A 16356-nucleotide genomic window follows, 5' to 3' on the forward strand; every position below is an offset into this window, starting at 1 on the left:
CGGCTTTAACTATTACGATAAGAATATATTTTGAGGAGAAAATAATGAAAGAAGAAATTATCCGAATTGATTCAGTTTCTTTTCAATATCCCGGAGCAGAAAAAGATGCTATCAGTGATGTTTCCTTAAGTATTAAAAAAGGAGAATGGATTGCATTAATTGGTCCAAATGGATCTGGCAAATCCACACTCTCCAAAACAATTAATGGACTTTTGGTCCCTTACAAAGGTGAAATATATGTTAAAGGGATGAAATTACAAGAGGAAACCGTTTGGGATGTTCGTCGAGCTGTAGGAATGGTCTTCCAAAACCCCGATAACCAATTTGTAGGGGCTACGGTAGAAGATGATGTAGCCTTTGGGCTTGAAAACAACGGTATTGACCGGGAAGAAATGAAAGTCCGTGTGACTGAAGCGCTCGAACAAGTTCGTATGATTGATTTCTTAAAGAAAGAACCATCAAGATTGTCAGGAGGACAAAAGCAGAGGGTAGCCATCGCTGGTGTTATCGCTTTGCGTCCAGATATCATTATTATGGATGAGTCCACAGCAATGTTAGACCCATTAGGTCGCAAAGAAGTCGTAGAAGTGGTTAGAGATATTAAGGATAAATATGGCTTAACGGTTATTTCAATAACACACGATATTGATGAAGCGAGTTTGGCTGATCAGATTATTGTTCTAGAAGAGGGAAAAGTTATATATAAAGATACACCAGCTAATATTTTTTCTTTAGGATCGACACTGATTAAAATGGGACTTGATTTACCATTTGCTGAAAAATTACGTTTGCAGTTAAAAGATAAAGGAATCAACGTACCAAATCGTTACTTAACAGAGGAGGAAATGGCAGAATGGATATCTCAATCGTATTTGAACAAGTAGACTTTACCTATTCACCAGGCACTCCCTTTGAGGTTCCTGTTTTGAAAGGTATCGATTTAGAAATACCAGAAGGAGAAGTAACAGCCATTATTGGTCATACTGGATCGGGGAAATCGACTTTAATTCAGCATTTAAATGTTTTATTAAAGCCAACCAAAGGCAAGTTAATTATCGACGGCCGTGAAATTACAGCAGAGTCAAAAGATAAAAATCTCAAAGCACTTAGAAAAAAGATAGGAGTTGTTTTCCAATTCCCCGAAACTCAGCTGTTTGAAGAAACTGTATTAAAAGATGTTATGTTTGGACCCCAAAACTTCGGCGTGTCAAAAGAAGAAGCAGAAAAAATTGCACGAGAAATGCTTACTCTAGTAGGAATTGATGAAGAGCTCTTTGAACGTTCGCCCTTTGATTTAAGTGGAGGCCAAATGCGCAGAGTGGCTATTGCAGGAGTACTTGCTTTGCAACCAGAGGTTTTGATTTTAGATGAGCCCACTGCTGGTCTAGATCCCCTTGGACAAATAACTATGCTTGAAATGTTTATGCAATTACAAAAAGAACACCATCTTTCGCTTATATTAGTGACTCATCAAATGGACGATGTAGCTAAATATGCTGATAATGTTGTTGTTCTTGAAAAAGGACAAATTGTAAAACAAGGGTCACCTTCAGAAGTATTTTCTGATCCAAAATGGTTAAGAGAAAAACAACTAGGTCTTCCTCAAACTTTAGCTTTTTTTGAGTTGCTTGATCAAAAAATACCAGAAAATATAATGCTTAAAATCAAACAATCACCACTAACGGTTGAAGAACTAACCGAAACACTCATTGAAATTAACCATCAACAAAAAGGTCGGGAGGTTAGTAGGAATGAATGATAAAATTCTAATTGGCCGTTACATTCAAATAGACTCTTGGGTTCATTCGCTTGATCCGCGCACCAAATTGATTGCTACTTTTTATTTTATTCTGCTCGTATTCTTTGCAAATAATATACTAGGATATGGGACGCTATTTTTGGTACTTTTATTTGGCATCAAGTTGAGTCGCCTAGACCTTAAGTTTTTCTTCAAAGGCTTAAAACCGATGATTTGGATTATCCTTTTTACAGTTGTTTTTCAAATACTGTTCACGTCAGGGGGGCAGACCTATTTCAATTGGGGCCCTATTTCAATCACTTCTTTGGGGTTATTGGGTGGTTTTTATATTTTTATGCGTCTTTTCTTAATTATAATGATGTCGACTATTCTGACTTTGACTACAGCTCCGCTTGAGTTGACAGATGGAATCGAACATCTTTTGCGACCATTGACGCATTTGGGTTTTCCATCCCATGAAGTGGCTTTGATGCTTTCGATTGCTTTGCGGTATGTTCCTACTCTTTTAGATGAGGCGCAAACGATTATGAATGCTCAGCGGTCGAGAGGGGTTGAATTTGATGAAGGTTCGATGATGGATCGGATGAAAGCGATTGTCCCGATTTTGGTTCCACTCTTCGTTTCAGCATTTAATCGGGCAGAAGAGTTAGCAACTGCAATGGAATCACGCGGTTACCATGGGGCTGAGGGCAGAACAAAATATCGCTATCTAGATTATGACCGTAATGATGTGATTGTTCTCTGTGTCATGATTTTAATCACTATAATAATTATTGGAATTCGATTCTATTTTTAATAGTAATTTCACTCACTTAAAGACCTCCTAAAGACTAACTTTAGGAGGTCTTTAAGTTAAATGAGAGGTATTCCATTGTAAATTAATTAATGACTCATTTATTTTTCATTTTCACTATGAAATCGTTATCAAATCTGATAAAATCTTTCTATGAGATTATGAAAACGTTTGAGGAGGATTTTTTATGAATAATCGTTTGAAATTATTGAGTTCTTGTGGTCTAGCGCTCATGATGCTTTCACAAGCAAACCAAGTGGACGTCCAAGCTCAAGAGACAAAGGTCGATCAGACCCAGGCTCAGACATCGGTTCAAGCAGAAAAGTCGTTAAAAGTACAAGAGGTAGATAAGACAGCTGAGCCAATCCATACAAGTGAAGTGAAAATAACGGAGAAATTAAGCGAAACAAACGTAGTCACAACCACTAGTGAAAAAGTTGAAACTAACAAGACGGTTGAAACGACTGAAACGACTGAAACGACTGAAACGGTCGAAACGACTGAAACGACTGAAAGGATTGAAACGACTGAAGTTGTCGAAACAGCTGAAGTAGTTGAAACGACTGAAGTGAATGAAACAAATGAGGCATCTAAGCCAAGTGAAGAAAGTGAAACAACAGTAGAATCAGAAAGTGATGAGACATCAAAAGAAAAATCTGAAAATAATACTTTAGCAGAAGAAAAAATAAAAATTATTGTACGAACAAACAATAAGGCGGCTATCGATCGCGCCAACTACCATAATGAGAAAGAATATCAATTAGCGGTTAAAGAAAGTGAACTTGAAGTTAAGCAAACGATTAAGGAAATTACTGAATTGCTTGCAGGTCAAGGACTCGCCTTAGAAGGAGACCAAGAATATTCTGCTTCTTTCACAGGCTTTTCAGCTTTAGCTAATCAAGCCACAATCGAACACCTTAAAAAGATGACCCAAGTATTATCAGTGGATATTTCTCATAGTTTTAAACGTCCTGATGCAGAAGCAAACATGAATAATTCAGGTCCTTTAATTGGTATGGATTTATTATCAGAGTTTCAAAGTAAATATAAGGGCGAAAACATTGTAGTTTCTGTCATTGATACAGGATTTGATCCTTATCATCGTGATTTTGTCTTAGCCGATGATGTTGAGAAGCGTTATGACGAGGCCGAGATGAATGCTATGATTGAATCATTAGGTTTGCCAGGAAAATGGTATTCAAATAAAGTGGCTTACGGATATAATTATGCTGATAATATAGATACTTTACAGTCGAAAAATGAGCACGGAAACCACGTAGCTGGAACCATCGGAGCCAATGGAGATCCTGAAAATGGTGGTATTCGTGGTATTGCTCCTCACGTACAATTGCTGTTAATGAAAGCTTTCTCCGAAGACCAAGTCAATGCGACAGTCTATGAGGATATTTGGATGAAGGCCTTTGATGATTCTGTCAAATTAGGGGCAGATATTATTAATATGTCACTAGGAATGTCAAGTGGCTTCAATATTATGGGGGATACCCCTATGGCCAAAGCCGTCCAAAACGCTCGTGATAAAGGAATTCTTCCGATGATTGCAGCCGGTAATGACAGGAATGCTACATGGGGTACAGATTACACCCAATTAGGTAAAAACCCAGACAATGGCACCATGGGGTATCCAGCGAGTGTTGATCCTTCAATGTCAGTAGCTTCATTTGATAACTTGAAAGAAATGAAACGCTATGTAGAGGCAATAGTCGATGGCAAAAGCGAATATTTTCCTGGATCATTTACTTTCCCAGAAGGAGAAAATAAAGCACCACTTCCTTTGATAGAGTTTGGTAAAGGGAATAAAGAAGATTATGAACAATATTTGAGAGAAACAAAGGAAGAAGTTGATTTTTCAGGGAAGATAGTTCTAGTTCAGCGTGGTGATGCTTCATTTAATGAGAAGTACCAATTAGCGAAAGAACATCATGCTGCTGGCTTAATTATTTATGATAATGTTGATAGTCCCTACACAATGGAAATGACTGGTATAAAAGGTTTAGACACAAAAACACCAATAATGTTTGTTACACAGAAATCTGGTATTAAATTAAAAGATCTCGCTATAAGTAATCAGGATGCTCTCTTTAAAATTTCGAAAGAATTATATGCTTTCAATACGTTGACAGGAGGAAATTTAAGTGAGTTCTCTTCTTGGGGACCTTCTACTGACTTGTTGCTTAAACCAGATATCGCTGGACCAGGTGGTTTTATCTATAGTTTAATGAGTGATGATCGTTATCAAACCATGTCAGGAACTTCCATGGCAACGCCTCATCTATCAGGTATGGCTGCCTTAGTTATGCAGAGACTTTATGATGAAGGTATTTTAGTTCGTCATGGTAAAGAAAAAGATCCTCTTCAAGACGATTTAGCTATGTTATTCTTGATGAACACAGCTATTCCAAAACTTAACACCTTAAAAGAAGGAGCTTCTTACTTTACCCCTATCCAACAAGGGGCTGGGTTGGCTAATATTCATAAGGCACTCGATAATTTGGTCACTGTGGTTGCCACCAATGAAACAGATACCAAAGCAGATGGTAAATTAGAACTTAAAGAGGTCAAAGACCAATTTGATGCTAGTTTTATGCTTAAAAACTACGGTAAAAACGATCAAACCTTCGAAGTATCGTATGTTCTTTTAAAAGACACCATTAATGAAGAAGGACGCTATACTGAAATCTCTGAAAAAGTTAGAGAAGAAGTATTAGGTGAAATCACGGTAAAAGCCGGTCAAACTGCCTCGATGGACCAGATTATTTCAACCATGGGCATCGACAACAACCAATATGTTCAAGGTTTCTTCTTCTTTAAACCGCTAGATTCTGAAGGAACAGACTTATCATTACCTTTCTTTGGTTTCAAGGGGGAGTGGGATAAATTACCAATTATTGATGAGATGATCGACTTTTCAGATGCCGAAAATGTTAATTTCTTGCCAATTGAATATGATAACGGCGGAGTGGATAAAACAGCCTTTGTTCGCAAAGGCTTAAAAGAAGGTTGGGATTACTTTAATGCTTGGAAAGTTAAAGATGATAAAGTAATCTTTGTTAATAGCAATGAGAATAATAAATTTGAAAACAAGGTTACTCCTAAATTAGCCTTCCTTCGTGATGCAGTAAATGTTACCTTCCATGTTGAAAATGCGAAAGGTGAAAGAATAAAAGACCTCGCAATTATTAACCGGATGTTTAAAGTCGCTCGTTTATATGAAAAACCGTATCTCTTCTTACAAGACCCTTGGGGAACAGCTTGGGATTATACCGATACCTTTGGTCAACAAGTAGATGAAGGTGAATACTACTATGTGATTGAAGCACAAATTGATGCCCCAGACGCTGAAAGACAACGTTATGAATATAAATTTGTTCTAGATAATACTGATGCTAATTTAAAAGCAGACCGTAAAGAGAATACAGTAACCTTATCGGTTGAAGATAATTTAGCGGGAATCTATGCTGTAGAGGTGGCGAGTGATGAAGTCTTGGTATCACGGAAAGAGATTGACAAAGTAACGAATCCTCAATTATTAAAGGAAACCTTTACAATTAATCTTGAAGAAGACCTTAAAGACAAAGACCTTAATATTTGGGTTTATGACAATGCTAGAAACGTTAAACAATATCGTTTGTTAGCAAATGGTACCTTAGAAGAAGTTAAGAAAGAAGAAGGTAAACCAGCGGAGGTACCCGAAGAAAAAGTTACCGAGGACAACAAAAAGCCTGGTGAAAAGCCAAGTAATCCAGCAGAATATATCACAGAAATTGGTCTCGATACAAGTGATCTCCCATCTATTGTCACTAACAGCCCTTGGTATTACCAACCAATTGGAAGCCAAGTAGAATTTATTGACCTCTCAGGAGAGGTTCATGATTATAAGGAAGTTCACTACATTGAGTATCGCATAACCGATGAGAAGGGTAACGTCATTGTAGACAGTCAACCCGTTGCCTTTGAAGAAGTTGACGGACACATTCTCTTTAAAAAAGATATACCGACCGAAAAGTTAGTTGGAAATGAAGTCTACAGTGTTGAAATAACAGCTTATGTTATGAGTCCAAATGATAAATTAGTGAAGCAACAAGTTGCCCACAGAATCAGACGGGATCACCAAGCACCGGAACTTAAAGTGAATCAAGTCTTTGGCCCAGATAAAGATCTCTTGTACTTTGAAATCGACTTTAGTGACAACATGAATTATGTGGAACTATGGGCAAACAATGACATGATCGGTCGTGTGGATAAAACTTTTGATTCTTTAACAAATCCAATCCCAGTTAATGGAAAAGTTCTTTATACAATTCCTAAATCCAAATTAGGAGAAAAATTAACCTTTACAGTTTATGATGACTTTGGTAATCAAAGTGAGACTACTTCTATCCCGGTTCAACTAATGGAATTAAAAGAAGTTCCATATAAGGTAGTTCCTAAGTTTAATATCAACTTGGCTGTTGATGCAGTGAAGATTGTTCAAGAGGGTAAAGAAGGCAAAGCAAATATAGATGAAAAGGGTAAACTAATTATTCTTGAAGCAGCTCAAGATCAAATCATTGAATATGGGCCAGCCGAAATACCTTTTGAAACAATAAGAAGAAAAGATTCTACTCTACTAGAAGGTGTTGAAGTAACGACTCAAGAAGGGGTAAAAGGATTAGTTAATCCACTAACTGGTGAAATCATTGTCCCAGCACAAGATAAAATTATTGAAATGGGTACAAAAGCGTACACAGGTCCAGAAAGATCAGAAGATACGGACGTAATCAATATGTCTGAATTAGACCCATATATTAACCGACTTGAGATTAAAATAGCTGATGTTGATGGATATCACCGTCCTAAAGATATATCAATCGAAGAAATTGAAGCTTTTCTTTTTAGGGTAAAAGCGACCGATCCAGCAAAAATATCTAAGCAGCAGTTTTTACTATGGAAGAATATGTTGATTGACTATGCGAATGCGTTTATACCGATTCACGGCTCTACTCCGCAAAAGGGTGAGAGTTTCGATGGTAATCAAAACGCACAAACTTCGGTTGAAGGCGCAAGTGTCTTACCTAAAACTGGAGAAGTTAAACACAATTATTCTTTAGTAGCATCGCTTCTATCCTTCATTGGGCTAAGTACTATTGCTTACTCAAAGAAAAAATAAAACGTAAAAAATAATACTTTCTCTCTTCCAATTATTATTTGGGGGAGAGAATTTTATCTTTAATGAACTGGTCATTAATCTTTATAATAAATAGCAAAAACCTTATAATAATAAAGAAGATAGAAAGGAGTGGAAGATTGCCACGATATGTAGCTAAAGTTCAATACGATGGTAGTCGTTATCACGGCTATCAAATCCAAAAAAATGGCACCTCCATTCAAGAGCGAATTGAGCATGCGCTCCTCTTGATCGCTAAAAGAAGTCCAAATAATCCGATTAAAATAGTTGGTTCTGGAAGAACTGATGCGGGGGTGCATGCCCTTGGACAGGTCATTCATTTTGATTTTCCAGCTTCAATTCCAGCAACTAATCTATTACGTGCCCTTAATTCGATTCTTGCCAAAGATATCCGAATTGTTCAATGCAAGCAAATAGAATCCGATTTCCACGCACGTTATGATGCGATTGGCAAATCTTATCGCTACCGAGTAGATATTCAACGATTTCCTGATCCTTTTAAGCGTCAGTTCACGACTCACCATGGTTATCCTTTTAAAATTGAAAGAATTCAAGCAGGCTTAGCATATTTGAAAGGTGAACATGATTTCACTAGTTTTTGTTCCACAAAAACAGATAAACAGAACAAGGTGAGAAATTTATATCAAATCGAAGCAAATATAGACAGTCACAATCAAGAATTAGTCTTTGATTTCAGGGGTAACGGCTTTTTATATAATATGATTCGGATTATAGTTGGCACTTCGCTCCAAATTGGGGACGGTCTCAAGCAGCCTGAAGAAATGCAGCGTTTGTTACAAGTTAAGGATCGAAATCAAGCAGGTCCGACAGCTCCCCCTCAAGGGCTCTATTTGATGCATGTCGAATATAAGGAGGATCCATTTGATTCAGAATAGAAAAGAAAACCTGTGGAGAATACGTCGAGTTGAAAGTAGGGATATTGAAAAACTCCAGCCCTTATATGATGAAGCGCGAGCCTTTCAATTATCCACTGGCAACCTGAGCCAATGGGAAGACGGTTATCCCGGAAGACAAGTCATTTTACAAGATTTTAAAGCGGGCTATTCTTATTTGTTGGAAGATATAGCTAACGGAGACTTACTAGCTGTTATGGCCTTAATCCCCGGTGCAGATCCCACTTACAGTGAAATTCAAGGTCAATGGTTGAATGAAAAGAACTATGTCACTATTCATCGATTAGCTGCTCGGCCATCAATCAAAGGGGGCGGTCAAGAACTGTTAAAATGGGCAATGGCTAACTATGCAAACATTCGGATTGATACGCACAACGCCAATCAACCCATGAAGCATGTATTAATGAAATTGGGTTTTCAATATTGTGGGGTAATCAAATTATTGAATGGTGATCCGAGAGATGCCTATCAATACTATCGAAAGAAGGAGATTGAATGTTAAAGGATTTTGATTTTAAAAATACAGATAAAAGATTTGAACAATTTCAACGGTCTGAACTCGGTGAACGGCTTGATCAATTACAACGCACTGTTCAAGGACTTAAGATACCTGTCTTGATCTTAGTAGATGGGTGGGAATCCTCAGAAAAAGGCTATGTGATTAATGATTTAACGCGCGAACTGGACCCAAGATATGTTCGGGTAGAAGTATTTGATAAAGCCAAAGAAAGCGAAAAGCTTCACCCATCAGTTTGGCGATTTTGGCAAAAACTCCCATCCAACCAAGAAATCGTGGTCTATGATCGGTCCTTCTATTATCAAGTATTTAACCACGATCAAAAAAGTGATAAAAAATTAGCCCAAAGGGTTCAAGAATTAAGAGAATTAGATGCGACATTAATTAACAATGGTACAATTGTCATCAAATTGTTTTTAAATGTTTCTAAAAAAACACAAAAAGAGCGAATAAAAGAATTAGAAAAATCAGTTGAAGGTAAACGCTTATTATCAAAAGAAGATTATGAGCAAAATGAAAACTATAAAGAACATCAAGAATGGTTTTCAAAAGTGCTAACTCAAACCAATCAGAAATTATCGCCATGGCATATAATAGACGCAGAAGATCAAAAATACGCTTCAAAAATGGCTTTAGGTATCGTGATTGACGAAATCCATCGAGGAATTGAACGCATTGTTCAATGGCGTACGCGCGAAGAAGCAATTCAACGTGACCGTCAAACAACCTATCAAGTCCTTGACCAATTTGATTTAAACAAAAGCTTGTCGGAAGATGACTATCATGAACAATTGGATGATTTACAAGATAAGGCAGCAAAGTTAGTCTATCAATGTTATAACAAAAAAATTCCGATTGTATTAGCCTTTGAAGGAATGGACGCAGCGGGTAAGGGAGGAGCAATTAAACGATTGACACGGCATATCGACCCGCGTTCATACAAGATTTTCGGGATTAATGCACCGGATGAAGTTGAAAAGAATTTCCACTATTTATGGCGTTTTCAAAAGGAAATGCCGGAAGATGGGCAGATGGTTATATTTGACCGATCTTGGTATGGTCGTGTTTTAGTCGAAAGAATTGAACATTTCACACCTGAAAGAGATTGGGAACGAGCCTATGAAGAGATCAACCAGATGGAAAGAACCTTGTATGATCATGGCACGGCAGTGATGAAATTCTTCCTGTATATTGATAGCCAAGAACAAGCTAAACGCTTTGAAGACCGAATGGAAGATCCAGATAAGAATTATAAAATTACAGATGAGGATTGGCGTAACCGAGAAAAAATGCCTCAATATCTTGAGGCTATGAATGAAATGCTCGTGAGAACAGATACAGACTATGCTCCATGGTATATTATCGCAAGTAATGATAAACGCTACGCTCGGATACAGGTCTTAAAACATTTTATAGCTCATCTTGAAAAATTCATAGATAAATAAGAAAAGCAGCCTTTTTCATAAGGCTGCTTTTTGGATATAAAAATTTAAAAGTTATTTAAGATGCTTTCGAAGCATATCATGTTTAGCAACAGGTTGGCTTACTTTCATAGTCACGATTTGCATGGCGTGAGGAGCCACCTCAATTTCTTCGCCGGTATCATCCCACATTTTATCTAGAATTTCTTGATGATTCCTCATGCCAGGACCATAAAATTCAATCGTTTCGCCAACTTTAAAATTATTCCGTTGTTGAACAGTAGCAATAGCCGTATCTGGGTCATAGTCAAGCACCTCTCCGATGAAAGAATATTCTGGACGACGGCGTCTTTTACCAAATAATTGTTCCTTTTCGCTAGGCTCATCATAGTAAAAGCCGGTTGAAAGTTCACGCTGAGCAATTTTCCATAGTTCGTCAGACCATTCTTGCTTAATCTGATAATGTTCGGGATCTTCTAGGAAGCTATCGATTGCTTTGCGATAAACATTTACAACGGTTGAGATATAGTGAATGGATTTCATTCGACCCTCAATTTTTAAAGAATCAATACCTGCTTCAATAATTTCTGGGATATAATCTAACATACCCATGTCAACTGCGGACATAGAGAAAGGCTCTTTGATTCCTGGTTCGCCAGCGCCTACCATAATCTTTTGTTCTAGGCTAGGTAGCTCAAATAACCCATAATGCCAGCGACACGATTGACAACAACCTCCACGGTTAGCATCTCGATTAGCCATATGATTGGAAAGGGTGCAACGTCCGGAATAGGAAATACACATAGCTCCGTGGATAAAAGCCTCAATTTCAATACTGGTATTCGCACGAATTTCTTTAATTTCTTGCATGGAGACTTCGCGTCCAAGCACACAACGTGTTAGACCTGCTTCTTGCCAAAAGTTTAAGGTTTCATAATTAACCGCCGATTGTTGGGTAGAAAGGTGAATATCTAGACCGGGTGCCTCACTCGCACAGATCTGCATCAGCGCAGGATCCGATACAATAACAGCATCGATACCCAGATCACGTACTTGACGGAAAAAGTCACCGGCCCCTTTTTCATCATTTTGGTGGGTGATCATATTTGCAGCCACATAAACCTTGGCATTGCGTTCATGAGCAAAGGCTACACCTTCAGCCATGTCTTCAAAAGAAAAATTCCCCGCTCGCTTACGGAGACCATAGTCATTTCCACCAATATATACAGCATCTGCTCCATAATGAATGGCTGTTTTTAATTTTTCAAGGGTACCCGCAGGCGCCAGTAATTCTGGTTTTTTATAAATTGTTTTAGTCATGAGATCCTCCTATTGTACTTGGTCTGCTTCATACAAGAAGAAACCTGTACCGAGTTCGCGGTTTTTAGTGTGATAATGTTTGACAGCGACACTATGTAACTCTATGCCTTCTGATGTGACTTGGTTTTTTTCAATCAATTCTTTGACACGGAGGAATTGACTGGCTATTTGATTAAAATCTTCTTCAGGAGTAAATAAGCCATCTAAATACCAATGAGTCTGTTCTTCTTTAGCTAAAGCGGGTAAATATTCAAGCAAGTTGAGGTCCTTATTTGCAAAGATATGCGTCCCGTGTTGATCTGTGTAAATCGAATAATGGCTATCTTTTTTATTGGGTTCGGAAAGAAAGAGTTCTCGATCGGTCAATTCTTGGGTATCTTTTTGAATGTAGTTAAAATAATTGTTCAATAAGCGACGTCGACTTTGGTGAATGCAAGTAGCTCCATAGACTTGATAGACAAGTGGAATTTGGCTTTCTTTTAACATATCCTTTAATTCAACAAAAGGGACTTCACTCGCAACAAAAGCTCTTTGAGCCCCGAATTTGGCCCAGAAATTGACTTGTCCTGCAGAGGTCATGACAACAGAAGCATTGTATAAATAAGGCAGGTAGTATTCTTTTTCTTTGAGTATTTGAATCAAGCCCGTATCACCTACCATGATTTGGTCGGCACCAATTGCTTTAATTTTTTTCAAAAAAGGTCGAGCTTGTTCAATTTGCTCATTATGCAAGATAGCATTCATAGCAATAATGACTTCTTTTTTATTAAGATGCGCATAATCAATAACTTCCTTCATTTCCTCGATAGAGAAATATCCAGGCAAGCGCAAGCCGAATACTTCTTCACCTATCACTATTTCATCAATTCCAATATCGATTAGTTTTTTTGCTTGTCCTATCGATTCAGCTGTTGCAATCAACTTGATCATTAGAACGCCTTCTTTCTAAAGTTAGTTTATTCACCTATCAATTATATACGAGAGTTCTAAGATAATAAACCTCAATTTATTTTAAACGAATCTCTTCACAATCCAAATTAAATTGGAACCGAATCCATAAATCGTGTTATAATATTAGTGTCGCTGATAATATATTTCCTATTTAAAAATAGGTAAATGAAGGGTGGTGAATGAATGGCAAATTTAGTCGAGACTGTCAACCAATTGGAAGCATTAAGTGCTACTAAAGTGGCTGAATTTGAAAAAAAATTGCAAGAAATGCAAAATAATTTTGAAGATCAGAAGCTCACATACAAAAATCAGGTTGAAACAGATCTCACTCAATTTAAACAGACTATGAGGGAAGAATATGATAAAAAATTTCTTGAGGTTGAATCAGACCTAAGAAATAAAAGTCAATTATCGATTGGTCAAATTGAAGATGAGATTGCTAACCGCCGTGAGGATCTTACGCAAAAAATTGCTGAAAAGGTGGTGAAAGAAATATGGCAATAGCTAGAATGGCAAAAGTTTTAGCAATTGTAGAGGAAGAAAATCGTGAAAACTTGATGCAAGCATTTCAAAAAATGCAAAATATTCAAGTAAAAACAATTGATTCTGAATTGTTAGAGAAAGAGCCAAAGCTGGACTCTAAAAAACTGACAGAGTACATGGATCAGTTAGAAAATGTCCGGTCAGCAAAAAAATATTTAGAAAGTTATCTTTCGAGTGAATCCTTCAAAGATAAATATTTGACGCCCTTACCAGAAATGAGTATGGAAGAAATTGAGAAAAGTCAAATCGTTGAAGAAACCAGAGAGATTACACAAAAAATCTGGCAGCAGAAAAAAACGTTAGAGGAGATTAATTCTCAAATTCAAATTAATGAAAATGAAGCTGAATTTTACCATAAATGGCGGAACTTAAAGGCTTTACCTGAGTATCACAATGAGTATCGCTATACGCGTTTATTATTGGGGACTATTCCTCAAACAGCCGATAACGAATACTATGATGTTTTAAAGCAAGACAACCGTATTTCAATCGAAGAAATTTACCAATCAAAAGATGAAATTGGATTAACAATTGCTTTTGACAAAGATGATTCTTTTGAGGTCAATCAATTTCTTAATCAAAACCGCTTCCAAGCTTTAGATTATCGGTTTAAAGATCTACCAGCCAAGCTTTTGGAAGCTGCGCATTTAGAAGCTGAAACCTTAAGAAAGAAAGCGCAAGCTTTAAGGAAAGAACTCGGAAGTTACCGAAAAGAATATAATCAACTAAAAATTGCAGAAGAGGTATTCTACGCCAAAGCAGAAAGACAAAAAGCGACAGAATTAGGCCTGCAAAAGAGTGATTTGTTTGCACTTGAGGGGTGGATTGAAGAAAGCAAAGCCCAGGCAAGTTTGGATCAAGTAAGACAAGCACTCAATGGAGAGGTCTATCTAGATTATGTGACACCAACAGACGAAGAACATGAAGAAGTGCCAATTCAATTGAAAAACCATCCCCTTATCGAACCCTTTGAAACAGTTACTTCGATGTATGGCTTACCAGCCTATAAAGGGTTTGATCCAACATCATCTTTAATGCCCTACTATTGGATTTTCTTTGGGATGATGATTGCTGATTTAGGTTATGGGATACTTTTATGGTTAGGAACCTTTATTCCCTTAAAATTCTTTAATATTGAAGCTGGAATGCGAAAAAACCTTCGTTTCTTCCACTTGCTTTCTTATGCTGTTTTGCTTTGGGGACTAATTTATGGTTCATTCTTTGGAGAATCACTTCCATTCAAATTACTCTCTCCAACTGAGGATGTTATCCAAGTTTTAGCTTTATCAATTGGTCTCGGATTTATTCAAATTATCCATGGTCTTTTCTTAAATACTAAATTAAATTGGGTTTCCGATCGATTGGGTGCGATTAAGGATGGATTAGCATGGATAGTCATGTTATTTGGCTTTTTAATCTCTGTCCTAGGTCCAATGTTATTTAATTTACAGACTTTAAAACAATTAGGTTTATATATAGCCGGTTTTGCAGCTATAACTATTCTAATTGTTGCATCACTTAAAGGTAAGAATAAACTAATTGGTTTTGGAGCCGGTTTATATGATCTATATGGTATCTCCTCTTATTTAGGGGATTTAGTTTCCTATAGTCGTTTGATGGCTTTAGGAATCGCTGGGGGATCAATCGCCTTAGCCTTTAATATTTTGGTGGCTTACTTACCTCCAGTGGCAAGATTTTCGGTTGGAATTATATTGATTATAGTCCTACAATTATTTAACTTTGGATTGAGCGTTTTGAGTGCTTATGTCCACTCAGCGAGATTGATTTTCGTAGAATTTTTTGGCAAGTTTTATGAAGCAGGGGGACAAGCCTTTGCCCCACTAAAATACTTAGGCAAATATATTAATATTAAATAAATTATCTAGGAGGTAATAGGATGGAATTTTTACAAGAGCACGGTGGTTACTTATTCGCCGTATTAGGTATTGCAGTTGCAGTTGTTTTCTCAGGATTTGGTTCAGCTACTGGTGTGGGTACAGCAGGTAGTTCGGCAGCAGCTTTAACCAAAGACCAACCCGAAAAATTTGTACAGTCTTTAATTTTACAATTGTTACCAGGTACGCAAGGTCTTTATGGTTTTGCGATTGGTTTCTTAATCTTCTTACAGTTACAACCAGGTATGGACTTACAAACAGGGCTAAACTTATTAATTGCTGCATTGCCAGTTGGATTCGTAGGTTGGGTTTCAGGTATTCACCAAGGTAAAGTAGCCGCAGCAGGTATGCAAATTTTGGCTAAGCGTCCCGAAAAAGTTATTAATGCAATTATTTATGCAGTAATGGTTGAGACTTATGCGATTCTAGCATTTGTATTCTCATTCTTACTTGTACAAGGATAGGAGGATAAACTTGTGGGAGACATTGAAACTTTACAAAATAAAATCTTAGGGAAAGTTCAAGCCACAGGTGAAGCAAAAGTTCAAGAACTTCAAAAAGAGCTATCTCAAGCTTTAGAAGATTACAAAAATCGACTAAATAAACAATTTGAGCACGATAAAGAAAACTTCATTCGCAAACAAGAGCAGCAATTCGAAATCCGTAAGCAGTCTTTAGCAAATGAATTAAGAAATTCAGAGCTTACGCATAAGCAAAAATTATTAGAAGAAATTATTCAAGACGTTCCTAATCAATTAAATCATTCGATTGCGTCTGATTTGAATCAAATGATTCAGTCTGCGATTCAAAAATTGGATACCCATCAAGCTTTTGAATTAAAAATAGGTGAAAAGTCTCGTCAATTTATATCTGATGATCAAGCGAATGAACTTCATGCTACTTTTGATAACATGCACTGGGGCGAAAATATTGCCAAAAAATCTGGCTTTATCCTAACCCAGGCAGGAATGAACATGAATTATCTTTTTGAAGATGTGATCAATGAACTGAAGCCTCAACTGCTTATTGAACTCGAAAAACAACTGAAAGCATAGGGG

The 16356-nt window shown here is 37.1% G+C and carries 13 protein-coding genes; 11 read left to right on the plus strand and 2 right to left on the minus strand.

Annotation, left to right across the window (positions count from 1 at the left end; genetic code table 11):
- Positions 1-44 precede the first annotated feature (44 nt).
- The 7 genes from HF969_RS04650 to HF969_RS04680 all read left to right on the plus strand — a co-directional run bounded on the left by HF969_RS04650 (position 45) and on the right by HF969_RS04680 (position 10613).
- On the plus strand, positions 45-884 hold the full coding sequence (locus HF969_RS04650) for an energy-coupling factor ABC transporter ATP-binding protein (RefSeq protein ID WP_090289492.1): 840 nt from the start codon (positions 45-47) through the stop codon (positions 882-884).
- A complete protein-coding gene (locus HF969_RS04655; RefSeq protein WP_168427166.1) occupies positions 860-1759 on the plus strand; it encodes an energy-coupling factor ABC transporter ATP-binding protein in 900 nt (299 codons plus the stop codon). The genes HF969_RS04650 and HF969_RS04655 overlap by 25 nt, the downstream gene beginning before the upstream one ends.
- On the plus strand, positions 1752-2555 hold the full coding sequence (locus HF969_RS04660; RefSeq protein WP_090289490.1) for an energy-coupling factor transporter transmembrane component T family protein: 804 nt from the start codon (positions 1752-1754) through the stop codon (positions 2553-2555). Before HF969_RS04655 ends, HF969_RS04660 begins: the two co-directional genes overlap by 8 nt.
- A gap of 184 nt (positions 2556-2739) precedes the next feature.
- A complete protein-coding gene (locus HF969_RS04665) occupies positions 2740-7719 on the plus strand; it encodes a S8 family serine peptidase (protein ID WP_090289489.1) in 4980 nt (1659 codons plus the stop codon).
- A gap of 137 nt (positions 7720-7856) precedes the next feature.
- Positions 7857-8633, plus strand: a complete 777-nt coding sequence (gene truA, locus HF969_RS04670) for a tRNA pseudouridine(38-40) synthase TruA (protein WP_090289488.1) — start codon at positions 7857-7859, stop codon at positions 8631-8633.
- Positions 8620-9153 (plus strand): GNAT family N-acetyltransferase, encoded by a 534-nt coding sequence (locus tag HF969_RS04675; RefSeq protein WP_245694808.1) that lies wholly within the window; start codon positions 8620-8622, stop codon positions 9151-9153. The genes truA and HF969_RS04675 overlap by 14 nt, the downstream gene beginning before the upstream one ends.
- Positions 9147-10613: a hypothetical protein gene (locus HF969_RS04680; RefSeq protein ID WP_090289486.1), complete on the plus strand. Its 1467-nt coding sequence runs from the start codon at positions 9147-9149 to the stop codon at positions 10611-10613. Before HF969_RS04675 ends, HF969_RS04680 begins: the two co-directional genes overlap by 7 nt.
- 51 nt (positions 10614-10664) lie before the next feature.
- Here the strand turns inward: HF969_RS04680 and HF969_RS04685 are convergent, their stop codons facing one another.
- Positions 10665-11909 carry a peptidase U32 family protein gene (locus HF969_RS04685; protein ID WP_090289485.1) on the minus strand — a complete coding sequence of 415 codons (1245 nt, stop codon included), beginning with the start codon at positions 11907-11909 and terminating at the stop codon, positions 10665-10667.
- Between the two features lie 9 nt (positions 11910-11918).
- The gene (locus HF969_RS04690; RefSeq protein ID WP_090289484.1) at positions 11919-12839 is read right to left on the minus strand and encodes a peptidase U32 family protein; all 921 of its coding nucleotides are present in this window, start codon (positions 12837-12839) and stop codon (positions 11919-11921) included.
- A 204-nt stretch (positions 12840-13043) separates the two neighbouring features.
- On the opposite strand from HF969_RS04690, the gene HF969_RS04695 reads away from it, so the two are divergent.
- From HF969_RS04695 to HF969_RS04710, 4 genes are read left to right on the plus strand one after another with little or no spacing between them, the layout of a single operon-like run.
- The gene (locus HF969_RS04695; RefSeq protein WP_090289483.1) at positions 13044-13364 is read left to right on the plus strand and encodes a hypothetical protein; all 321 of its coding nucleotides are present in this window, start codon (positions 13044-13046) and stop codon (positions 13362-13364) included.
- Complete coding sequence (locus HF969_RS04700; RefSeq protein WP_090289482.1) at positions 13355-15280, plus strand: V-type ATP synthase subunit I; 1926 nt, start codon at positions 13355-13357, stop codon at positions 15278-15280. Before HF969_RS04695 ends, HF969_RS04700 begins: the two co-directional genes overlap by 10 nt.
- A gap of 20 nt (positions 15281-15300) precedes the next feature.
- Positions 15301-15762 (plus strand): V-type ATP synthase subunit K, encoded by a 462-nt coding sequence (locus HF969_RS04705; RefSeq protein WP_090289481.1) that lies wholly within the window; start codon positions 15301-15303, stop codon positions 15760-15762.
- Between the two features lie 12 nt (positions 15763-15774).
- Positions 15775-16353, plus strand: a complete 579-nt coding sequence (locus HF969_RS04710; protein ID WP_090289480.1) for a hypothetical protein — start codon at positions 15775-15777, stop codon at positions 16351-16353.
- Positions 16354-16356 lie beyond the last annotated feature (3 nt).

The organism is Facklamia miroungae (assembly GCF_012396555.1).
Taxonomy (GTDB): domain Bacteria; phylum Bacillota; class Bacilli; order Lactobacillales; family Aerococcaceae; genus Facklamia; species Facklamia miroungae.

Excerpts from the sequence above, each read along its gene's own strand:
- HF969_RS04650 (WP_090289492.1), top strand. The coding sequence starts at position 45 with ATGAAAGAAGAAATTATCCGAATTGATTCAGTTTCTTTTCAATATCCC.
- HF969_RS04660 (WP_090289490.1), top strand. The coding sequence starts at position 1,752 with ATGAATGATAAAATTCTAATTGGCCGTTACATTCAAATAGACTCTTGG.
- HF969_RS04665 (WP_090289489.1), top strand. The coding sequence starts at position 2,740 with ATGAATAATCGTTTGAAATTATTGAGTTCTTGTGGTCTAGCGCTCATG.
- HF969_RS04680 (WP_090289486.1), top strand. The coding sequence starts at position 9,147 with ATGTTAAAGGATTTTGATTTTAAAAATACAGATAAAAGATTTGAACAA.
- HF969_RS04685 (WP_090289485.1), bottom strand. The coding sequence starts at position 11,909 with ATGACTAAAACAATTTATAAAAAACCAGAATTACTGGCGCCTGCGGGT.
- HF969_RS04690 (WP_090289484.1), bottom strand. The coding sequence starts at position 12,839 with ATGATCAAGTTGATTGCAACAGCTGAATCGATAGGACAAGCAAAAAAA.
- HF969_RS04695 (WP_090289483.1), top strand. The coding sequence starts at position 13,044 with ATGGCAAATTTAGTCGAGACTGTCAACCAATTGGAAGCATTAAGTGCT.
- HF969_RS04700 (WP_090289482.1), top strand. The coding sequence starts at position 13,355 with ATGGCAATAGCTAGAATGGCAAAAGTTTTAGCAATTGTAGAGGAAGAA.
- HF969_RS04705 (WP_090289481.1), top strand. The coding sequence starts at position 15,301 with ATGGAATTTTTACAAGAGCACGGTGGTTACTTATTCGCCGTATTAGGT.